Genomic DNA, 17,369 nt, shown 5'->3' with positions numbered 1-17,369 from the left:
GCGGCCCTGATGATTGATCTGCAGGTGGACCGGCCGTTGGCCAACAACGGCAAGGTGGCCCTGGTCACCGGCGCCGCGCGGGGTATCGGCCTGGGCATTGCCGCCTGGTTGATCGCCGAGGGGTGGCAGGTGGTACTGGCCGATACCGAGCGTGATCGCGGCGGCAAAGTGGCCAAGGCCCTCGGCGAAAACGCCTGGTTTGTGGCCATGGATGTCAGCCAGGAAAGTCAGGTGGTGGAGGGCGTGGCCCAGGTATTGGGACAGTTCGGCCGGTTGGACGCGCTGATCAACAATGCCGCGCTTGCCGATCCGCACAATCCACCGCTGGACAGCCTCGACCTGGCGCACTGGAACCGGGTGCTGGCGGTCAATCTCAGCGGTCCCTTGCTGTTGGCCAAGCATTGCGCGCCGTACCTGCGTGCCCATTACGGCACCATCATCAATATCACCTCGACTCGCGCCCACCAGGCGCAAGCCGATACCGAAGCCTATTCGGCGAGCAAAGGCGGCTTGCTGTCACTGACCCATGCACTGGCGGTCAGCCTGGGGCCGGATATTCGCGTCAACGCTGTAAGCCCGGGCTGGATCGACGCCCGTGATCCTTCCGAACGCCGTGCGGCGCCGCTGAGTGATGCCGATCACGACCAACACCCGGCTGGCCGGGTGGGTTTGGTCGAGGATGTGGCCGCGCAGGTGGCCTGGCTGCTGTCGGCCAGTGCCGGTTTTGTCACCGGCCAGGAGTTTGTCGTGGACGGCGGCATGACCAGGAAGATGATTTACGCGTAGGGCGAATATCGCCTTGGCGATATCCGCCGACTCGCTGGAGGCGTGGCGGATATTAGCCCTACGCCGGGTGCGTTTATCGCGGCCGTAAATCGATCGCCGAATTACCCTGACCATCAAACAACTGCCCCGGTTTGGCCGGCAGAATGCTCGGTCGTGCACTGTCACTGGCATCGCCCAGTACGCGAATATCGCTGTACTTCTTCCCGGACAAGGCTGCCAACCCAGCCCCGTCACGAACCACGGTCGGCCGCAGGAATACCATCAGGTTGCGTTTGGTGTGGCCTTCCTTGGTGGAGCGGAACAGGCGGCCCAGCCAGGGAATATCACCCAGCAACGGCACCTTGGAGTCGGTCATGGTGACGTCGTCCTGAATCAGCCCACCCAACACGATCACCTGGCCGTCCTCGGCAAGAATGGTGCTTTTGATCGAGCGCTTGTTGGTGATCAAATCCACTGCCTGGGCGGAAATGGTCGCGCTGGGGGCAATCGAGGAAATCTCCTGTTCGATCTCCAGGCGCAGTGACGCGCCATCGTTGATATGCGGCGTGACCTTGAGGGTGACGCCGATATCCTTGCGTTCGATGGTGGTGAAGGGGTTGTCTGAACCATTGCCGTTGGTGGTGTAGGAGCCGGTCTGAAACGGTACGTTCTGGCCCACCAGAATTTCCGCTTTCTGGTTGTCCAGAGTCAGCAGGCTGGGGGTGGAGAGCAGGTTGCTTTTGCTATTGGCCGACAGGGCGGTGATCAAGGCTCCGAAGTTCTTGCTGCCGATGCCGATGATGGCGCCGTCAGGGAGGCTTTCCGGCACTTTTTCATCCTGAATCGCTTGCAGTACCGAGCCTACCGAAAGCCCGGTATTGCCGAAGTTCACCCCGCCCAGACCGCCGCTGTCACCGCGGGCATCCACCGCCCACTGCACGCCCAGAGCGTCTGTGATATCGCCAGAAATTTCGACGATGGCAGCTTCCACCATTACCTGCGCCCGCGGTACATCCAGCTGGTGCACGATGTCTTCGAGCATCGCCACGGTGTCCGGCTCGGCCAGCAATACCAAGGCGTTCAGGCTCTCGTCAGCGCGAATCATGATGTTCTGCGGTTTGCCGCCGCCTTCGGCTGCGCCAGTGCTGGGGTTCTTGATGCCTTCGGAGATTTCCCCAAGCACCTTGGCCAGGGTTTTCGCGTCGTTATGGCGCAGGCGAATCACTCGGGTATTGGCCGAACGGGTGCTCGGGGTGTCGAGGGATTTGGCCAGGCCGATCAAGCGTGCGCGAGCGGCAGGCGGGCCGAGAATGATCAGGCGATTGGTGCGGGTGTCGGCGATGACCTGGGTGCCACCGGAGGTGCCTTTGGCCTGGCCGCGGTTGACGCTGGCGTTGATCGCCTCGGCGGCGTCGGTAACCCAGGCGTATTGCAGGTTGAGCACGCTGTAATCGTGGTCACTCTTCTGGTCCAGTTGATGGATCAGGTCTTCGATGCGGGCAATGTTGGCGCTGCGATCGCTGATGATCAGGGCATTGGCCGAGGTCACTGCCGCCAGGTGGCCATATTGCGGAATCAGCGGGCGGATCAGCGGAATCAGTTCGGCGACATTGCCGTGCTGGACCTGAATCATCCGGGTTTCCAGACGATCCGGTGCTGCCCGGCCTTCCCCGGCATCGGCCTTGGCTTCGGCGTTGGGCACGATGCGCGCCTGGTCACCCTGGGTGATCACGCTGAACCCGTGGGTGGCCATCACCGAGAGGAACAATTGGTAAATTTCGCTGAGGGTCAGCGGTGTCTTGGAAATCACATTGACCTGGCCCTTCACGCGCGGATCGACGACGAAGGTCTCACCGGTGATATCGGCGATCTGGTCGATGAACTCGCCGATCTCGGCGTCCTTGAGGTTGATCGTCCAACGCTCCTGGTCCTGTTGCTGATCCTGGCTGGCGCTGGCTGGCGCGGGGGAGATCGCTGCGTTGGCGCTAACGCTGATGCTGAGCAGGCCGCAGGCGAGCAGGGCGAGGGTCAGGCGTGAAAGGGTCGAGGGCATCGGCTTAATCGCTTTCCGTAGACGGTTCAGTGGGAAGGGGTTCATTTGATTGCGGCGCAGCCGCTGGTTCGCCTTGGTATTCCGGCTCAGGCACCGGTGCGGTTTCAGGCTGGCCGCCAGCGCTTTCCATCTGTTGGCGCAACGCTTCCATGCGGTCACGCAACTGCTGTTCATCCTGTTGCTGGAGGGCGGACAACTCGTCCACCGCACCTTCATTGATTGGCTGGTTGCCGCCGGGACCGCCCTTGCGTTTGCTGAACGTGAGGGTTTCCAGGCGGCCGTTGCGCTCGATTTCCACCCGGTCGCGGTACACCGCATGCAGGCGGATGCCCTTGTCGATTTCACTGCCCACGGCAAACCGCAGGGGCTTGCTGCTTTCGCGCTGGATAATCGCGCTGGAACTGCGTGCATCGCTGTGCACGAAGCTGCCGCGCAGGGTCAGGCGCAGGTTGGTGGCGGGTGGGGCGGTGTCCTGGTTGACGCGGGCGGCACCGAACAGGGTTTGCATGCTGTCCAGTGTCGGCGTGCTGCTCAGTTCGTTGTTGTCACTGGCGGGGACATTGGCGTGGCTTCGGTTGAGCTGTAACCAATCGATGGTTTGTGTGGCGAAACTCAGGCTGATCAGCAGGATCAACAATACGCCCAGCAGTGTCGGGGCACTTTGCAGCAGCCTGCGGAGGGTTTCGGGCACGGACAAAGAAATTACTCGCTACTGTCGGATGATTTTAGATGCTGCATTTGGTGGCGGCCGATCATAGAGCAGGCCCGGGTTTTTTAGCATCCACTTCGCCTCGTAGTCCTATTCTGTTTATTTTGGGGAGGCGTGTGTTTTTTCGGCAGTGTGGTAAAGATAGCGCCCGCTGCGAAATCTACGAGTCGCACAACACAAAACAACAAAAAAACAGCGGCATGGCGAGCAATCGTCATCCTTAATCTTGAACATGAACTGAATATGACGATGCCGAGGTCGAGTTACAGATGAACGTGTCTCCGGTGGAAACCCTGCCACGCCGTTTGCCTTTCAGTTATGCCAAGCGCAATGGCGTGGTGCTGATGATCGATCAGGGGCAGGTTTGCCTGGGCTTTCGCCCGGCGGTGGATATGGTGGCTCTGGCCGAAGCCCAGCGCTTTGTGGGACGCCGCCTGCCATTGCGCGCTCTGGCTCCTGCCGCCTTCGACCAGGCAATGGCCTCGGCCTACCAGCATGACTCGGCTTCCATGCAACTGGCTGAAGACATCGGTGGCCGCCTCGATCTGGCCGCGCTGGCCGATCAGGTGCCGGAAACCGAAGACCTTATGGAGCAGGAAGACGACGCGCCGATCATCCGTCTGATCAACGCCATCCTCGGCGAGTCGATCAAGGAAAACGCCTCGGATATTCACCTCGAAACCTTTGAAAAACGCCTGGTGGTGCGCTTTCGCGTCGACGGTGTGCTGCGCGAAGTGCTGGAGCCAAAACGCGAGCTGGCGGCCTTGCTGGTGTCGCGGATCAAGGTCATGGCGCGCCTGGATATCGCGGAAAAACGGGTGCCGCAGGATGGTCGTATTTCTCTACGGGTAGGTGGGCGTGAGGTGGATGTGCGGGTCTCCACCTTGCCCTCGGCCAACGGTGAGCGGGTGGTGCTGCGGCTGCTCGACAAGCAGGCCGGGCGTCTGAGTCTGCAGCACCTGGGCATGTCCAGCCGCGATTGCCAGCTGATGGAAGCCAGCGTACGCAAACCCCACGGCATCATCCTGGTCACGGGCCCCACCGGCTCGGGCAAAACCACCACCCTGTATGCCAGCCTGGTCAGCCTGAATGACCGCACGCGCAATATCCTCACTGTCGAAGACCCGATCGAATACCACCTGGAAGGCATCGGCCAGACCCAGGTCAATACCAAGGTCGACATGACCTTTGCCCGCGGTCTGCGCGCCATTCTGCGGCAGGACCCGGACGTGGTGATGGTCGGCGAAATCCGCGACGCGGAAACCGCGCAGATTGCCGTACAGGCCTCGTTGACCGGGCACCTGGTGCTCTCCACCCTGCACACCAACAGCGCGATTGGTGCCGTCACCCGCCTGGTGGACATGGGCGTGGAACCCTTTCTGCTGTCCTCATCCCTGCTTGGTGTATTGGCCCAGCGCCTGGTCCGGGTGCTGTGCCCGCATTGCAAGGAAGGACTGCCGGTCACTGAAGCTGAGGCTCAGGTGCTTGGCGTACGCAGTGGCGAGACACCGGTGATCCATCACGCCCGCGGCTGCCCGGAATGCAAGCAGCAGGGCTATCGAGGCCGTACCGGTATCTATGAATTGGTGGTGTTCGACGACCATATGCGCACCCTGGTGCACAGCGGTGCCGGCGAGCAGGAAATGACCCGTCACGCGCGTGGCAATAGCCCGAGCATTCGCGACGATGGCCGGCGCAAGGTGCTCGAAGGGGTCACCAGCCTGGAAGAGGTGCTGCGCGTTACCCGTGAGGACGAAGCGCCGACTGCGGGTGCCCAGCGGCGCGAACTATCTTCCGCAGCGCCAACTCAACAGCAACGTAGGGGCGACAGGCGTTGATGGCGATTGATACGGCCCCGGCATTCAATTCGTTGGGCACACTCTGATGGCAGCGTACGAATACCTGGCCCTGGATCAAGCGGGGCGCCAACAAAAGGGCGTGATGGAGGCCGACAGCGCCCGTCAGGTACGGCAGATGCTGCGCGATAAACAGCTGGCACCGCTGCAGGTCAACGCCACCCGTACCCGTGAGCAAGCCAGCAATGACGGTCACTTCACCTTTGTTCGCGGTCTTTCGGCGCGCGATCTGGCGATGCTTACCCGGCAATTGGCAACCCTGATTCAGGCGGCCTTGCCCATCGAAGAAGCCCTGCGCGCCGCCGCTGCCCAGGCCTCGGCACCCCGGGTGCAAGCCATGTTGCTGGCGGTGCGCGCTCGGGTGCTTGAAGGCCATAGCCTGGCGGCGGCACTCAAGGAATTTCCTGCGGCCTTTCCCGAGCTGTACCGCGCCACGGTGGCGGCGGGCGAGCATGCCGGGCACCTGGGCCCTGTGTTGGAACAACTGGCCGATTACACCGAGCAGCGCCAACAGTCGCGGCAAAAGGTGCAGCTGGCCCTGCTGTATCCGCTGGTGTTGATGATCACCTCGCTGATCATCGTCGGCTTTCTGCTCGGCTATGTGGTACCGGATGTGGTACGGGTGTTTATCGATTCCGGGCAGACCCTGCCGGCTCTCACGCGCGGCCTGATCGCCCTGAGTGATGCGGTGAAAAGCTGGGGCTGGCTGTTTGTCCTGCTGGCCGTGGCGACCGGCTTTACCGCCCGCTGGGCCTTGCGTGACGACAAGGTGAAACGGCGCTGGCATGCCTTTCAGTTGCGCCTGCCCCTGGTTGGTCGTCTGGTGCGCGCCACCGATTGCGCGCGGTTTGCTTCGACCCTGGCGATCCTCACCCGTAGTGGCGTGCCGCTGGTGGAGGCGCTGAGCATTGGTGCCCAGGTAATTTCCAATCGGGTGATTCGTGCCGACGTGGTGCTGGCGGCGCAGAAGGTGCGCGAGGGCGGCAGCCTGACCCGTGCCCTGGAGGCCAGCGGCCAGTTTCCACCGATGATGCTGCACATGATTGCCAGCGGCGAGCGCTCCGGCGAACTGGACCAGATGCTGGCCCGCACCGCACGCAATCAGGAGGGCGACCTGGCCGCGCAGATCGCCTTGATGGTCGGCTTGTTCGAGCCGTTCATGCTGGTATTCATGGGCGTTGTGGTGTTGCTCATCGTGCTGGCGATTCTTCTTCCAATTCTGTCTTTGAACCAATTAGTGGGGTGATTGCAATGAACAAGCGACGTCGACAGCAGGGCTTCACCCTGATCGAAATCATGGTGGTGGTGGTGATCCTCGGCATTCTGGCCGCGCTGATCGTGCCCCAGGTCATGAGCCGTCCGGACCAGGCCAAGATCACCGTGGCCAAGGGTGATGTAAAAGGCATCAGCGCCGCCCTGGACATGTACAAGCTCGACAACCATGTCTACCCCAATACCCAACAGGGCCTCGAAGCCCTGGTGAAGAAACCCACCGGCAACCCGCCAGCGAAAAACTGGAACGCCGATGGCTACCTCAAGCGCCTGCCGATCGACCCGTGGGGCAACCCTTACCAGTACCTGGCCCCAGGCAGCAAAGGCCCGTTCGATCTGTACTCGTTCGGTGCCGATGGCAAGGAAGGCGGCAGCGACAACGATGCCGATATCGGTAACTGGGATCAGTGATCGCAATGCGGGCACGGGCCCAGACCGGCTTCACCCTGATCGAAATCATGGTGGTGCTGGTGATCCTTGGCACCTTGATTGGTCTGGCAGTGCTCAGCACCGGCATCGCCGGTCCCTCGCGGGAGCTGCGCAACGAGGCCGAGCGTCTGACCGGCCTGATTGGCGTATTGGCGGACGAGGCGGTGCTGGATAACCGTGAGTACGGTCTGTGGTTCGATGCTTCGTCCTATCAGGTGTTGCGTTATGACTCGGTCACCAGCAAGTGGCAGGCCGTGGATAAAACGCCCCATGCGCTGCCGGTGTGGGCCGTGCTGACCCTGGAACTGGAAGGTTCGGCGTTGAAGCTGCCGAGTCCGAACGGCGACGACGAGGGGCAGAAAGGTGCCGAGCGCAGCCCGCAACTGTTGATCCTGTCCAGTGGTGAACTCAGCCCGTTTCGTCTGCAGATGGCTGAACGTCGTCCCCAGGGTGTGCGCCTGGAGATGGCCAGTGATGGTTTTCGCCTGCCCAAGGTGGAAGCGGCCGACAGCAAGAAGGCGGTGAAATGAAACACGCCCGTGCTTTTACCTTGCTGGAAGTGCTGGTGGCCCTGGCAATTTTTGCCCTGGTTGCCGCCAGCGTGCTGGGCGTCAGCGCCCGCAGCCTGCAGACCGCCGCGCGGCTGGAAGACAAAACCCTGGCCATGTGGGTAGCCGATAATCAATTGAGCGAGATGCAACTGGCCCCCAGCGTGCCTGCTACCGGCGATCAGCAGGGCCAGGTGGACTTTGCCAACCGTCAATGGCAATGGCAGAGCACGGTGGAAAACACCAGCGAGCCGACCATGCGCCGCATCACCCTTTGGGTGGCCGTTCGTGACGAGCGCGGCCGTGGCGGCGAGCTCAAGGACCGCGCCGTGGCAAATCTGGTGGGCTTTGTCAGCACCGAGCCGGTCGGGGTCGAACAATGAGGCACCAGCGTGGCTTTACCTTGCTGGAATTGCTGATTGCCGTGGCCATCTTCGCCCTGTTGGCGCTGGCCACCTACCGCATGCTCAGCAGTGTGATGCAGGCCGATGGCGCTACCCGTGAGCATGAACAGCAACTGCGGGAACTGGTGCGGGCCATGGCTGCGTTCGAGCGCGATATGTTGCAGGTGGTGCCGCGCCCGACCCGCGACCCCTTTGGCGAAGAGCGCGCTGCGCTGCTGGGCCAGGACGGCGATGCTACCGCTCTGGAGTTCACCCGCAGTGGCTGGCGCAACCCCATGGGTGCTGCGCGTTCGCGCTTGCAGCGGGTGCGCTGGGAACTCAGCGGCGAACAATGGCAACGCCGCTACTGGAGCGTGCTCGACCAGGCCCAGGACAGTCAGCCGCAGGTACAGGCGGTACTCGACGGGGTGACGTCCTTCACCCTGCGCTATATGGATCGTCAGGGCCAATGGCAGCCGAGCTGGCCGCCAACTGATGGCAACACCAGCGAACGCCTGGAACAGTTGCCGCGAGCCGTGGAGCTGGTGCTCGAACATCGCCGATACGGCCAGTTGCGCCGCGTGCTGCGTTTGCCGGATATCCCCAAAGACAGCAAGGCCGCCGCCGGCCAATCAGGGCAGGGCGATGAGTCCGCTGCCGGGCAGGGGCAACAATGAAGCGCCAGCAAGGGGTGGCGTTGATCACCGTGCTGCTGGTGGTAGCGGTGGTAACGGTGGTCTGCGCCGGCATGATCGCCCGCCAGCAGGTGGCCATTCGCAGCAGCGCCAACCTGCTGGACGTGCGCCAGGCCTGGCACTACGCCCTGGGTGGGGAAACCCTGGCCAAGGCCATCCTCAAACAGGATTCCCGCCGCGGTGATCCGCGGCAGACCGTTGACCATCTTGGCGAGCCCTGGGCCAAGCCGTTGCAACCCTTCAGCTTGGACGAGGGCGGCGTGCTCAATGTGCGTATCCAGGACCCCAGCGGCCGATTCAATCTCAACAGCCTGGTCAACAAGCAGCAGGTCAACGAACTCGCCGTGGCGCGCTTTCGCCGCCTGCTGTTGCGCCTGGGCATAGTTGCGCCGTATGCCGAGCGCCTGGTCGACTGGCTGGACAGCGATCAGGAACCCACGGGCGGCGAGGGCGCCGAAGACAATCAGTACCTGTTGAGCAAGCCGGCGTACCGCACCGCCAATCGCCGTCTGCAGGACATCTCCGAGCTACGGTTATTGTTGGGCATGACCGAGGCCGACTACCGCCGCCTGCTGCCCTATGTCAGCGCGTTGCCTGCGGATGTCGGGCTTAACGTCAACACCGCTGGGGCCATGGTGCTGTCCAGTCTTGCCGATGGCCTGAGCCCGGATCTGGCCGAGGGCGTGATTCTCGCCCGCGGCAACCAGGGCTTTGCCACGGTGGAGGCCTTCACCGGCCAGCCGGCTCTGGCCGGGCAGGGCATCGATGGCCAGGGGCTGACCGTGGGTACCCAGTATTTTCAAGTGATCAGTGAGGTGCGTATGGGCGAGCGCCGCCAAGTGGTGGTCAGCACCGTTCAGCGCGATGAGCAGGGCCGTGTGCGGGTATTGGCACGCGACCTCGGACAGGATGGATTGGTGCAAGGCACGGTAAACAAGGAGCAGGCACCATGAGCCTGATAACGATTTTTCTGCCGGCGGCCGCTGCGGTGGCCGTCGATGACAGCCTGGTGGTCAACCGGGTGCGCGCTGGCGTGCACGATCAACCGCTGCTGGCCGAGGCGTTGGCGGAGCTGGATGGGCCCTGGCGGCTGGTCGTGCCGGTGGAGGCGATCACCGCCTGCGCCGTGCAATTGCCCACGCAAAAGGCGCGCTGGTTGCGGCAGGCGTTGCCTTTTGCGGTCGAGGAGCTGCTGGCTGAAGAGGTGGAGCTGTTTCACCTGGCGCTGGGCACGCCTTTGGCCGATGGTCGCCACCGTATCTACGCCACCCGCCAGAGCTGGCTGCAGGGCTGGCTGGCGCTGTGCCCAGCCACGCCGCCGGCGAGCATTCAGATCGATGCCGATCTGCTGCCGGAGCAGGGCACCCAGCTGTGCTGGGTGGGGGAGCGCTGGTTGCTTGGCGGCCAGGTGGCGACCCGTCTGGCGCTGGCCCAGGAAGACTGGCCGGCGCTAGTCGCACAGTGTCCGTTGCCGGTGCACGCCATCGCCCCGCCAAGCCAGGCGCTACCCGAAGGCATCGAGACCGCCCAGCGCGAAGAACACCCTTACCTGTGGCTGGCCAGCCAGACCGGCGGCTGCAACCTGGCCCAGGGCGACTTGGCGATCCGCGAAGAAAGCCAAGGCCTCAAGCGCTGGCGCCCGGTGCTGGGCCTGGTCGGGCTGTGGCTGGTGCTGCAATGGGGTTTCAATCTGGCCCAGGCCTGGCAGCTGCAACATAAAAGCGATGCCATTGCCGCGGCCAACACCGCCCTGTATCGGGAGTTGTTTCCCCAGGACAGTAAGTTGATCAACTTGCGCCATCAGCTCGACGAGCACCTCGGCCAGGGCGCGGCGGGCGGCAAGAGTCGTCTGCTGTCGCTGATGGAGCTGGCGAGCACCGCCGTGCAAGCCGATGGTGGTCTGGTGCGGGTGCAACAACTGGATTTCAGCGATATCCGCGGCGATCTGGCGCTGCAACTGCAAGCACCGGATTTCGCCGCCCTCGAACGCCTGCGCCAGCGCTTGGCGGATGCAGGTTTGCCGGTGCAACTGGGCTCGGCCAGCCGTGAAGGTAACGGCGTCAGTGCGCGTCTCGTAGTAGGAGGTCAAGGATGAACAGCAGTGTGCTTAAAGAACAATTGCTCGAGCGTTGGCAGCGTTCGCCGCTGCAACGCCGCTGGCAGACCCTGGTGCCCCGGGAGCGTCTGGCCTTGGCCTTGATGCTGATCTGCATCCTCGTGGCGCTGCTGTACATCAGCCTTTGGCAACCGGCCCAGCACCGCCTGCACAACGCCCGCGAAGCCTTGGCGCAACAGCTGGAGTTGAGTGGCTATCTGCAGGCCAAGGCACCCCAGGCCCGGGCGCTGGTGGAAAAACCCAGCAGCAGTGTGGCTCCGGAACAACTGCAAGGGCTGGTCACCACCAGCGCTTCTGCTGCCCAACTGACCATCGAGCGTATCGACAACCAGGGCGATGGCAGCCTGCAGGTGAACCTCCAGCCCGTGGCATTCAACCTGCTGCTGCGCTGGTTCCAGGAACTCGAAGGGCAGGGCGTGCGGATTGACGAGGCGGGCCTGGATCGCAATGAAGAAGGGCTGGTGACGTCGCGCCTGACCTTGCGGGTGGCGCAGTAGGCTGTTTGCCGGCACCGATGCCGGGCGGCGCGTTTTGTGGGAGGGGGCTTCAGCCGCGAGTTTTTGATTTTAAAAGCTCGCGGCTAAAGCCCCTCCCGCAGGGATCGCATGCCAATGTGGCTAAACGGGCAAAAAGAAAAAACCGTTAATTTCAGAAAATTTCTATATGGGGTGTTGACTTAGGTGTGTCCCCCGCGTAAATTTCGCGCCTCGCAAGCAAGGGGTGATTAGCTCAGCTGGGAGAGCATCTGCCTTACAAGCAGAGGGTCGGCGGTTCGATCCCGTCATCACCCACCACTTGTGAAACCGGACGAAAGTCCACCGACGCGCAGCGGTAGTTCAGTCGGTTAGAATACCGGCCTGTCACGCCGGGGGTCGCGGGTTCGAGTCCCGTCCGCTGCGCCATTATTGCCAGGTACGACTTTGTCGGGCCTGAGACCGGAAAGCCAACCAGGGCTTGAAGGTCAGACGCTAGAACGTTTTATGCAGTACCGGACGCAAGTCCACCGACACGCAGCGGTAGTTCAGTCGGTTAGAATACCGGCCTGTCACGCCGGGGGTCGCGGGTTCGAGTCCCGTCCGCTGCGCCATATACGAAACCCTTGGATCGCAAGATCCAGGGGTTTTTTATTGCCTGCAATTTTTAAAGTCTGCTCGCTAGGTTTCGTTCATCTGTTGGTCATCTGCGGGTTTTAGGCTTGGCCGCAGACCTGAATGACAAGCACATGAGCGAGCACAGACAATGGACGACTACCAGGAAGAACTTCTCGAGTACCGCGCAGCAGAGCAGGATGAGCCGGCGGAGCTCGCGGAAGACGCTACCGAGCTGTAACTGCATTCCAGCCCGATAGGGCGCTCGGTCCCTCCCACAGATGAGTGCGTAAGACGTTAGATGTCCTTTACCCGGCTTTACGCTGGGCCCTTCTGAATTCCCCGGGCGTCTGCCCACTCCAGCGCTTGAACGCCCGCTGAAACGCCTCCGCCGAGGCAAATCCCAATAAGTACGCAATCTCGCCAAAGGCCAGTTCGGTATCGCGGATATAGGCCATGGCCAGATCTCGACGGGTGTCGTTGAGGATGGCGCGGTATTGGGTGCCTTCTTCGGCCAGTTTGCGCCGCAGGGTCCAGGTCGGCAGTTGCAGGCGGGCGGCGACTTCTTCCAGATCGGGCTCGCGGCCATTCAGCAGTGGGCCCAGCAGCTGGCTGGTACGCTCGCGCAGGCTGCGGGTGCGGGTCAGTTGCTCCAGCTCACGCTCGCAGATTTCCAGCAGGTGACGCCAGGTACTCGGGCAGTGCTCGGGATTGCGCAGGGCCAGGCTGGCCTGGTTCAGGCGCAATTGATTGGTGCCGCTGGCGAACTCCACCGGGCAGCCAAACAGCGTGCTGTAGTGCTCGGCATAACTGGTGGCCGGGAATTCGATTTCGACTTTTTCCACGCTCACCGGCTGGCCGGCCAAGGCACCCAGTTGCGCGGCCCAACCGGCCAGCACCGAATCCACCACAAAACGGTTGTAGGCGTTATAGGGGCTGATCGAGTAGAAGCGCAGCCAGGCACCGCGGGCGTCTTCGTGGAAGCTCGATTGGCCGCGGTAGTTGTAGGCGTACAGCGGCTCGAAGCGGATCAGCGCGCGCGCCGCTTCGCGTACGGTGGGTGCCTGGGCGGCGGTGACGCCGGCCAGACCAACCTGGCTGAGGCGTGTGTGTACGCCCATGGTCAGGCCCAGCCCCGGCTCGCCGGTGAGCTGGATGGCAGCATGCCCCAGGCGCATATAGCGCGGAATCGACAGACGTGCCCGCGGCTCAGCCAGGCGCGCCTGATCCAGGCCGTATTGCTCCAGCAGGGCGCTGGGCTCCTGGTGGTAGTGGCGCACGGCATCGGCCAGGCCATGGACAAAGCCCACCGACAGATCCCCCAGGCGTACCCGCACCGGTTTCATCGGTTACAGCCAGATATTCAGCAGACGACCACCGTGGCCGCCTTCATTGACCAGGCTGACCTGCTGCTCGGTGGCCAGCAGGCTTTGCCCGTCGCTCCCCAGGTTCCACAGCTGGCCGCGCATAAATACCGTCAGCCCGGCCTGGGCACCGCTGCTTTGCAGGCGGCTGGCCATGGCCAGGCGTTGCCAGGCCTGTCCCTCGCTCACTTCGCCGGGCTGCAGGGCGACATCGCTGGGCGTCGGCGCGCCGTTGTAACCGCCCCAGGGTTTCGACCAATTGCCATTGCCGGTAAGAAAGGCCGGCACGGCCAGCAGTTGCACGCCTTGTTTGCTGAGTTCGGTGTAACCGGCGGGATACCAGCTGTCGGCGCAGATCAGCACGCCCAAGCGGCCGGCCGGGGTGTCGATGACTTGCAGATCGCTGGCCGGAGCGGCGGCGGTAAAGGTCTGCTCGTCGCGGATCGGATAGACCTTGCGCTGCGGTTGACCCAGCGGCGCGCCATCGCTGCCGAACACCAGGCTGACGTTGTACAGCGGGCCATCGCCGACCACTAACTGGCCGTTCTCCACCCGTGGCTCGGGCAGCACGATGGAGCCGGCCACCAGGGTGATGCCGAAGTCTTTGGCCAGGCCACCGAACACCGCCTGGTAGTCGCGGGCCATGGCTTCGCCTTTCATGCGCAGCAGGGCGTCTTGCAGGCGGTCTTCACCTTTGGCGGAGAGTAGCGCGCGGCCCAGTTTCAATGGGTTGCTGGCAGCCAGCCAGGCCATGGCGCTGTCGATGGTTTGTGCCTGATAGACCTCGGCCTTTTCGCCGCTGACCACCAGCCAGGTGCCGATATGTTCCGGCAGCACAGCGACGGTTTTGCCATTCAGCAGACCGGCGTCGCGGGCCTTGTGCAGGTAGGCCGCAAGCTTCAGGCGCAGCAGTTCGACGCTGTGGTAGTCGCCGGAAAACATTTCCGGCTGGATGCCGAGCAGGTTGCCGTGGTCGCCGGGCTGGCCCTGGTTGAGGGCCACCTGGCTGCGCAGGTCGGAGAGGTAATGGGCATCGGACGGCAAGTCGGTCCATAGCGCATAAGCGCCAAGCAGAACGATCAGGGTGGCGGCGAGGGTGTTGCTGAGTAGTCGGCGCATGGTCTTGGTTGTGCAAAGTGAAGGCCTAAGGGTAGGGGGCCGCAGGGCGATTGCCAAGTTGCGCTGCACATTTGGATCAATAACTTGTCACTTTGGATCATTGAGGGGCGTCGCCGCGCTCTTTATCGTTCGCTGCATAACTGACCGCTGCCCTGTTGCTGCATAACAAGAGGCCGCGGCATTCCGTGCATTAACCGTTCGATGTGGAGCTATCTATGACCGCCGCTCAATTCCCGCACCTGTTGGCCCCCCTGGATCTGGGTTTCACCACCCTGCGCAACCGCACCCTGATGGGTTCCATGCACACCGGGCTGGAAGAGAAACCGGGCGGCTTCGAACGCATGGCCGCCTACTTCGCCGAGCGCGCCCTGGGCGGCGTCGGCCTGATGGTCACCGGCGGCATCGGCCCGAACGTGGAAGGTGGCGTGTACGCCGGCGCGGCCAAGCTGAGCACCCAGGAAGAAGCGGAAAACCACCGCATCGTCACCCGTGCCGTGCACGAGGCGGGCGGCAAGATCTGCATGCAGATCCTCCATGCCGGTCGTTATGCCTACAGCCCGAAATCGGTAGCGCCAAGCGCCATCCAGGCACCGATCAACCCGTTCAAGCCCCACGAGCTGGACGAAGAGGGCATCGAAAAGCAGATATCCGACTTCGTCACCTGCTCCTCGCTGGCACAAGTTGCCGAGTACGACGGCGTGGAAATCATGGGCTCCGAGGGTTACTTCATTAACCAGTTCCTCGCCGCCCACACCAACCAGCGCACCGACCGCTGGGGTGGCAGCTACGAAAACCGCATGCGCCTGCCGGTGGAAATCGTCCGCCGCGTGCGGGAAGCGGTAGGCCCGAACTTCATCATCATCTATCGCCTGTCGATGCTCGATCTGGTGGAAGGCGGCAGCACCTGGGACGAAATCGTCACCCTGGCCAAAGCCATCGAAAAGGCCGGCGCCACCATCATCAACACCGGTATCGGCTGGCACGAAGCGCGTATTCCCACCATCGCCACCAAGGTGCCGCGCGCGGCGTTCACCAAGGTCACCGCCAAACTGCGCGGCGAAGTGAGCATTCCGCTGATCACCACCAACCGTATCAATACCCCGGAAGTGGCTGAGCAAGTGCTGGCCGACGGCGATGCCGACATGGTCTCGATGGCTCGTCCATTCCTCGCCGACCCGGAGTTCGTCAACAAGGCCGCTGAAGGTCGCAGCGACGAAATCAACACCTGCATCGGCTGCAACCAGGCCTGCCTGGACCACACCTTCGGCGGCAAGCTCACCAGCTGCCTGGTCAACCCGCGTGCCTGCCACGAAACCGAGCTGAACTACATTCCGACCGCCGCCGTGAAGAAAATTGCCGTGGTCGGTGCCGGCCCTGCCGGTCTGTCCGCCGCCACCGTAGCCGCCGAGCGCGGCCACAGCGTGACCCTGTTCGACTCGGCCAGCGAAATCGGCGGCCAGTTCAACGTGGCCAAGCGTGTGCCGGGCAAGGAAGAGTTCTACGAAACCATCCGTTACTTCGGCCGCAAGCTGCAAACCACTGGCGTTGATCTGCGCCTGAACACCCGCGTCAGCGTCGATGACCTGGCCAAGGGCGGCTTTGACGAAATCATTCTGGCCACCGGTATCGCCCCGCGTACCCCAGCCATTCCGGGCATCGACAACCCGAAAGTGATCAGCTATCTGGATGCCATTCTGCAGCGCAAACCGGTTGGCCAGAGCGTTGCTGTGATCGGTGCCGGCGGTATCGGTTTCGACGTCTCCGAGTTCATCGTTCACCAGGGTGACGCCACCAGCCAGGACCGCGATGCGTTCTGGAAAGAGTGGGGCATCGACAAGGCGCTGGAAGCCCGTGGTGGTATCGCCGGGATCAAGGCCGAAGTGCACGCCCCGGCGCGCCAGGTGTTTCTGCTGCAGCGCAAGAAAACCAAAGTCGGCGACGGCCTGGGTAAAACCACCGGCTGGATCCACCGCACCGGTCTGAAGAACAAGAATGTGCAGATGCTCAACAGCGTCGAGTACCTCAAGGTTGACGACGCTGGCCTGCATATCCGCGTTGCTGAAGGCGAACCGCAGGTGCTGCCGGTGGACACCATCATTGTCTGCGCCGGCCAGGACCCATTGCGTGAATTGCAGGAAGGGCTGGAAGCGGCAGGGCAGGTGGTGCATTTGATTGGTGGTGCGGACGTGGCCGCCGAACTGGATGCCAAGCGCGCCATTAACCAGGGTTCGCGCCTGGCTGCTTCGCTGTAACTAACCGAGCTCCTGATCGTCGGCCAGGCGGCGTTGCGTCCCCGCTTTTAATGCTCACGTACTGCAGTACGCTGCGCTTAAAAGCTCCGGGGCGCCTTGCCTGGCCTTAGCCCAGAAGCTCTCGACCGAGTTGTCAGTTTTATAAAGGCAAAAACAACAACAAAGGAGTTGCTATGACCACTTCCGCCACCAGTTCCAACCCCGCCGTCACCGCCACCCTTGAGCAGTGGCATTCGATGATCGCCAGCAAAAGCCTCAAGGCCTTGCCCGACCTGCTCGACCCCAACGCGGTGTTCCGTTCGCCCATGGCCTTCAAGCCCTATGCGGGCGCGCAGATGGTCAATGTGATTCTGAATACGGTGATCCAGGTGTTCGAAAACTTCGAATACCACCGCCAGTTGGTCAGTGCCGATGGCCAGAGTGTGGTGCTGGAGTTCAGTGCTACCGTGGGCGACCGTCAGCTCAAAGGCATCGACATGGTGCAGTTCAATAGCGAGGGCAAGATCGTCGATTTCGAAGTGATGATTCGCCCCATGAGCGGCCTGCAGGCCCTGGGCGATGAGATGGGCAAGCGCCTGGCACCGTTTTTGGCCAAAGCGCCGGCGTGAATTAAAAAAGTTCCCCGCTGAAAAACAAAAGCTGACCGTTGTACCAATTCCGTCACACTTTTATCCCAGCGCCCGGTTCTCGGGCGTTGGGCGCGGGTGACTGCCAACCCAG

Annotated in this window: 16 protein-coding genes and 3 tRNA genes; 15 read left to right on the top strand and 4 right to left on the bottom strand. The window is 62.7% G+C overall.

The window, feature by feature from the left end:
- Positions 1-9 precede the first annotated feature (9 nt).
- Entirely contained in the window at positions 10-786 is a 777-nt protein-coding gene (locus ACVW0Y_RS19700) for an SDR family oxidoreductase (protein ID WP_457440684.1), read from the top strand.
- 73 nt (positions 787-859) lie between these two features.
- On the opposite strand, the gene gspD is transcribed toward ACVW0Y_RS19700, so the two are convergent.
- Both gspD and ACVW0Y_RS19690 read right to left on the bottom strand, forming a co-directional pair.
- A complete protein-coding gene (gene gspD, locus ACVW0Y_RS19695; protein WP_457440682.1) occupies positions 860-2,818 on the bottom strand; it encodes a type II secretion system secretin GspD in 1,959 nt (652 codons plus the stop codon).
- A 4-nt stretch (positions 2,819-2,822) separates the two neighbouring features.
- Positions 2,823-3,509, bottom strand: a complete 687-nt coding sequence (locus ACVW0Y_RS19690; RefSeq protein WP_457440740.1) for a type II secretion system protein N — start codon at positions 3,507-3,509, stop codon at positions 2,823-2,825.
- A 287-nt stretch (positions 3,510-3,796) separates the two neighbouring features.
- Between ACVW0Y_RS19690 and gspE the strand changes: the two genes are divergently transcribed.
- The 12 genes from gspE (at position 3,797) to ACVW0Y_RS19630 (ending at position 11,913) form a co-directional block, all read left to right on the top strand.
- Entirely contained in the window at positions 3,797-5,365 is a 1,569-nt protein-coding gene (gene gspE, locus ACVW0Y_RS19685) for a type II secretion system ATPase GspE (RefSeq protein ID WP_457440680.1), read from the top strand.
- Between the two features lie 46 nt (positions 5,366-5,411).
- Positions 5,412-6,629 (top strand): GspF family T2SS innner membrane protein variant XcpS, encoded by a 1,218-nt coding sequence (xcpS, locus tag ACVW0Y_RS19680; protein ID WP_457440678.1) that lies wholly within the window; start codon positions 5,412-5,414, stop codon positions 6,627-6,629.
- A 5-nt stretch (positions 6,630-6,634) separates the two neighbouring features.
- Complete coding sequence (gene gspG / locus ACVW0Y_RS19675; protein ID WP_457440676.1) at positions 6,635-7,066, top strand: type II secretion system major pseudopilin GspG; 432 nt, start codon at positions 6,635-6,637, stop codon at positions 7,064-7,066.
- A 5-nt stretch (positions 7,067-7,071) separates the two neighbouring features.
- The gene (gene gspH, locus ACVW0Y_RS19670; protein ID WP_457440674.1) at positions 7,072-7,614 is read left to right on the top strand and encodes a type II secretion system minor pseudopilin GspH; all 543 of its coding nucleotides are present in this window, start codon (positions 7,072-7,074) and stop codon (positions 7,612-7,614) included.
- Positions 7,611-8,015 carry a type II secretion system minor pseudopilin GspI gene (gspI, locus tag ACVW0Y_RS19665; RefSeq protein WP_457440673.1) on the top strand — a complete coding sequence of 135 codons (405 nt, stop codon included), beginning with the start codon at positions 7,611-7,613 and terminating at the stop codon, positions 8,013-8,015. Before gspH ends, gspI begins: the two co-directional genes overlap by 4 nt.
- Positions 8,012-8,692, top strand: coding sequence for a type II secretion system minor pseudopilin GspJ (gene gspJ / locus ACVW0Y_RS19660; protein WP_457440671.1), 681 nt, complete (start codon positions 8,012-8,014; stop codon positions 8,690-8,692). Before gspI ends, gspJ begins: the two co-directional genes overlap by 4 nt.
- Positions 8,689-9,663, top strand: coding sequence for a type II secretion system minor pseudopilin GspK (gene gspK / locus ACVW0Y_RS19655; protein WP_457440669.1), 975 nt, complete (start codon positions 8,689-8,691; stop codon positions 9,661-9,663). Before gspJ ends, gspK begins: the two co-directional genes overlap by 4 nt.
- On the top strand, positions 9,660-10,805 hold the full coding sequence (gene gspL, locus ACVW0Y_RS19650; protein WP_457440667.1) for a type II secretion system protein GspL: 1,146 nt from the start codon (positions 9,660-9,662) through the stop codon (positions 10,803-10,805). The genes gspK and gspL overlap by 4 nt, the downstream gene beginning before the upstream one ends.
- Entirely contained in the window at positions 10,802-11,323 is a 522-nt protein-coding gene (locus ACVW0Y_RS19645; protein ID WP_457440665.1) for a type II secretion system protein M, read from the top strand. Before gspL ends, ACVW0Y_RS19645 begins: the two co-directional genes overlap by 4 nt.
- Before the next feature lie 221 nt (positions 11,324-11,544).
- A tRNA-Val gene (locus ACVW0Y_RS19640) sits at positions 11,545-11,620 on the top strand.
- A 31-nt stretch (positions 11,621-11,651) separates the two neighbouring features.
- Positions 11,652-11,728, top strand: a tRNA-Asp gene (locus ACVW0Y_RS19635).
- A 108-nt stretch (positions 11,729-11,836) separates the two neighbouring features.
- A tRNA-Asp gene (locus ACVW0Y_RS19630) sits at positions 11,837-11,913 on the top strand.
- 309 nt (positions 11,914-12,222) lie between these two features.
- Here the strand turns inward: ACVW0Y_RS19630 and ACVW0Y_RS19625 are convergent.
- Entirely contained in the window at positions 12,223-13,260 is a 1,038-nt protein-coding gene (locus ACVW0Y_RS19625) for an AraC family transcriptional regulator (RefSeq protein WP_457440663.1), read from the bottom strand.
- A gap of 3 nt (positions 13,261-13,263) precedes the next feature.
- Positions 13,264-14,397 (bottom strand): carbon-nitrogen hydrolase family protein, encoded by a 1,134-nt coding sequence (locus tag ACVW0Y_RS19620; protein ID WP_457440661.1) that lies wholly within the window; start codon positions 14,395-14,397, stop codon positions 13,264-13,266.
- A gap of 215 nt (positions 14,398-14,612) precedes the next feature.
- Between ACVW0Y_RS19620 and ACVW0Y_RS19615 the strand changes: the two genes are divergently transcribed.
- Both ACVW0Y_RS19615 and ACVW0Y_RS19610 read left to right on the top strand, forming a co-directional pair.
- Complete coding sequence (locus ACVW0Y_RS19615) at positions 14,613-16,649, top strand: oxidoreductase (protein WP_457440659.1); 2,037 nt, start codon at positions 14,613-14,615, stop codon at positions 16,647-16,649.
- A 173-nt stretch (positions 16,650-16,822) separates the two neighbouring features.
- Positions 16,823-17,257: a nuclear transport factor 2 family protein gene (locus ACVW0Y_RS19610; RefSeq protein WP_457440658.1), complete on the top strand. Its 435-nt coding sequence runs from the start codon at positions 16,823-16,825 to the stop codon at positions 17,255-17,257.
- Positions 17,258-17,369: the final 112 nt, after the last annotated feature.

It is taken from the genome of Pseudomonas sp. TE3786 (genome assembly GCF_054057335.1).
The sequence above is the reverse complement of the archived record's forward strand: the minus strand, read 5'-3'. Positions and strand labels throughout refer to the sequence as shown.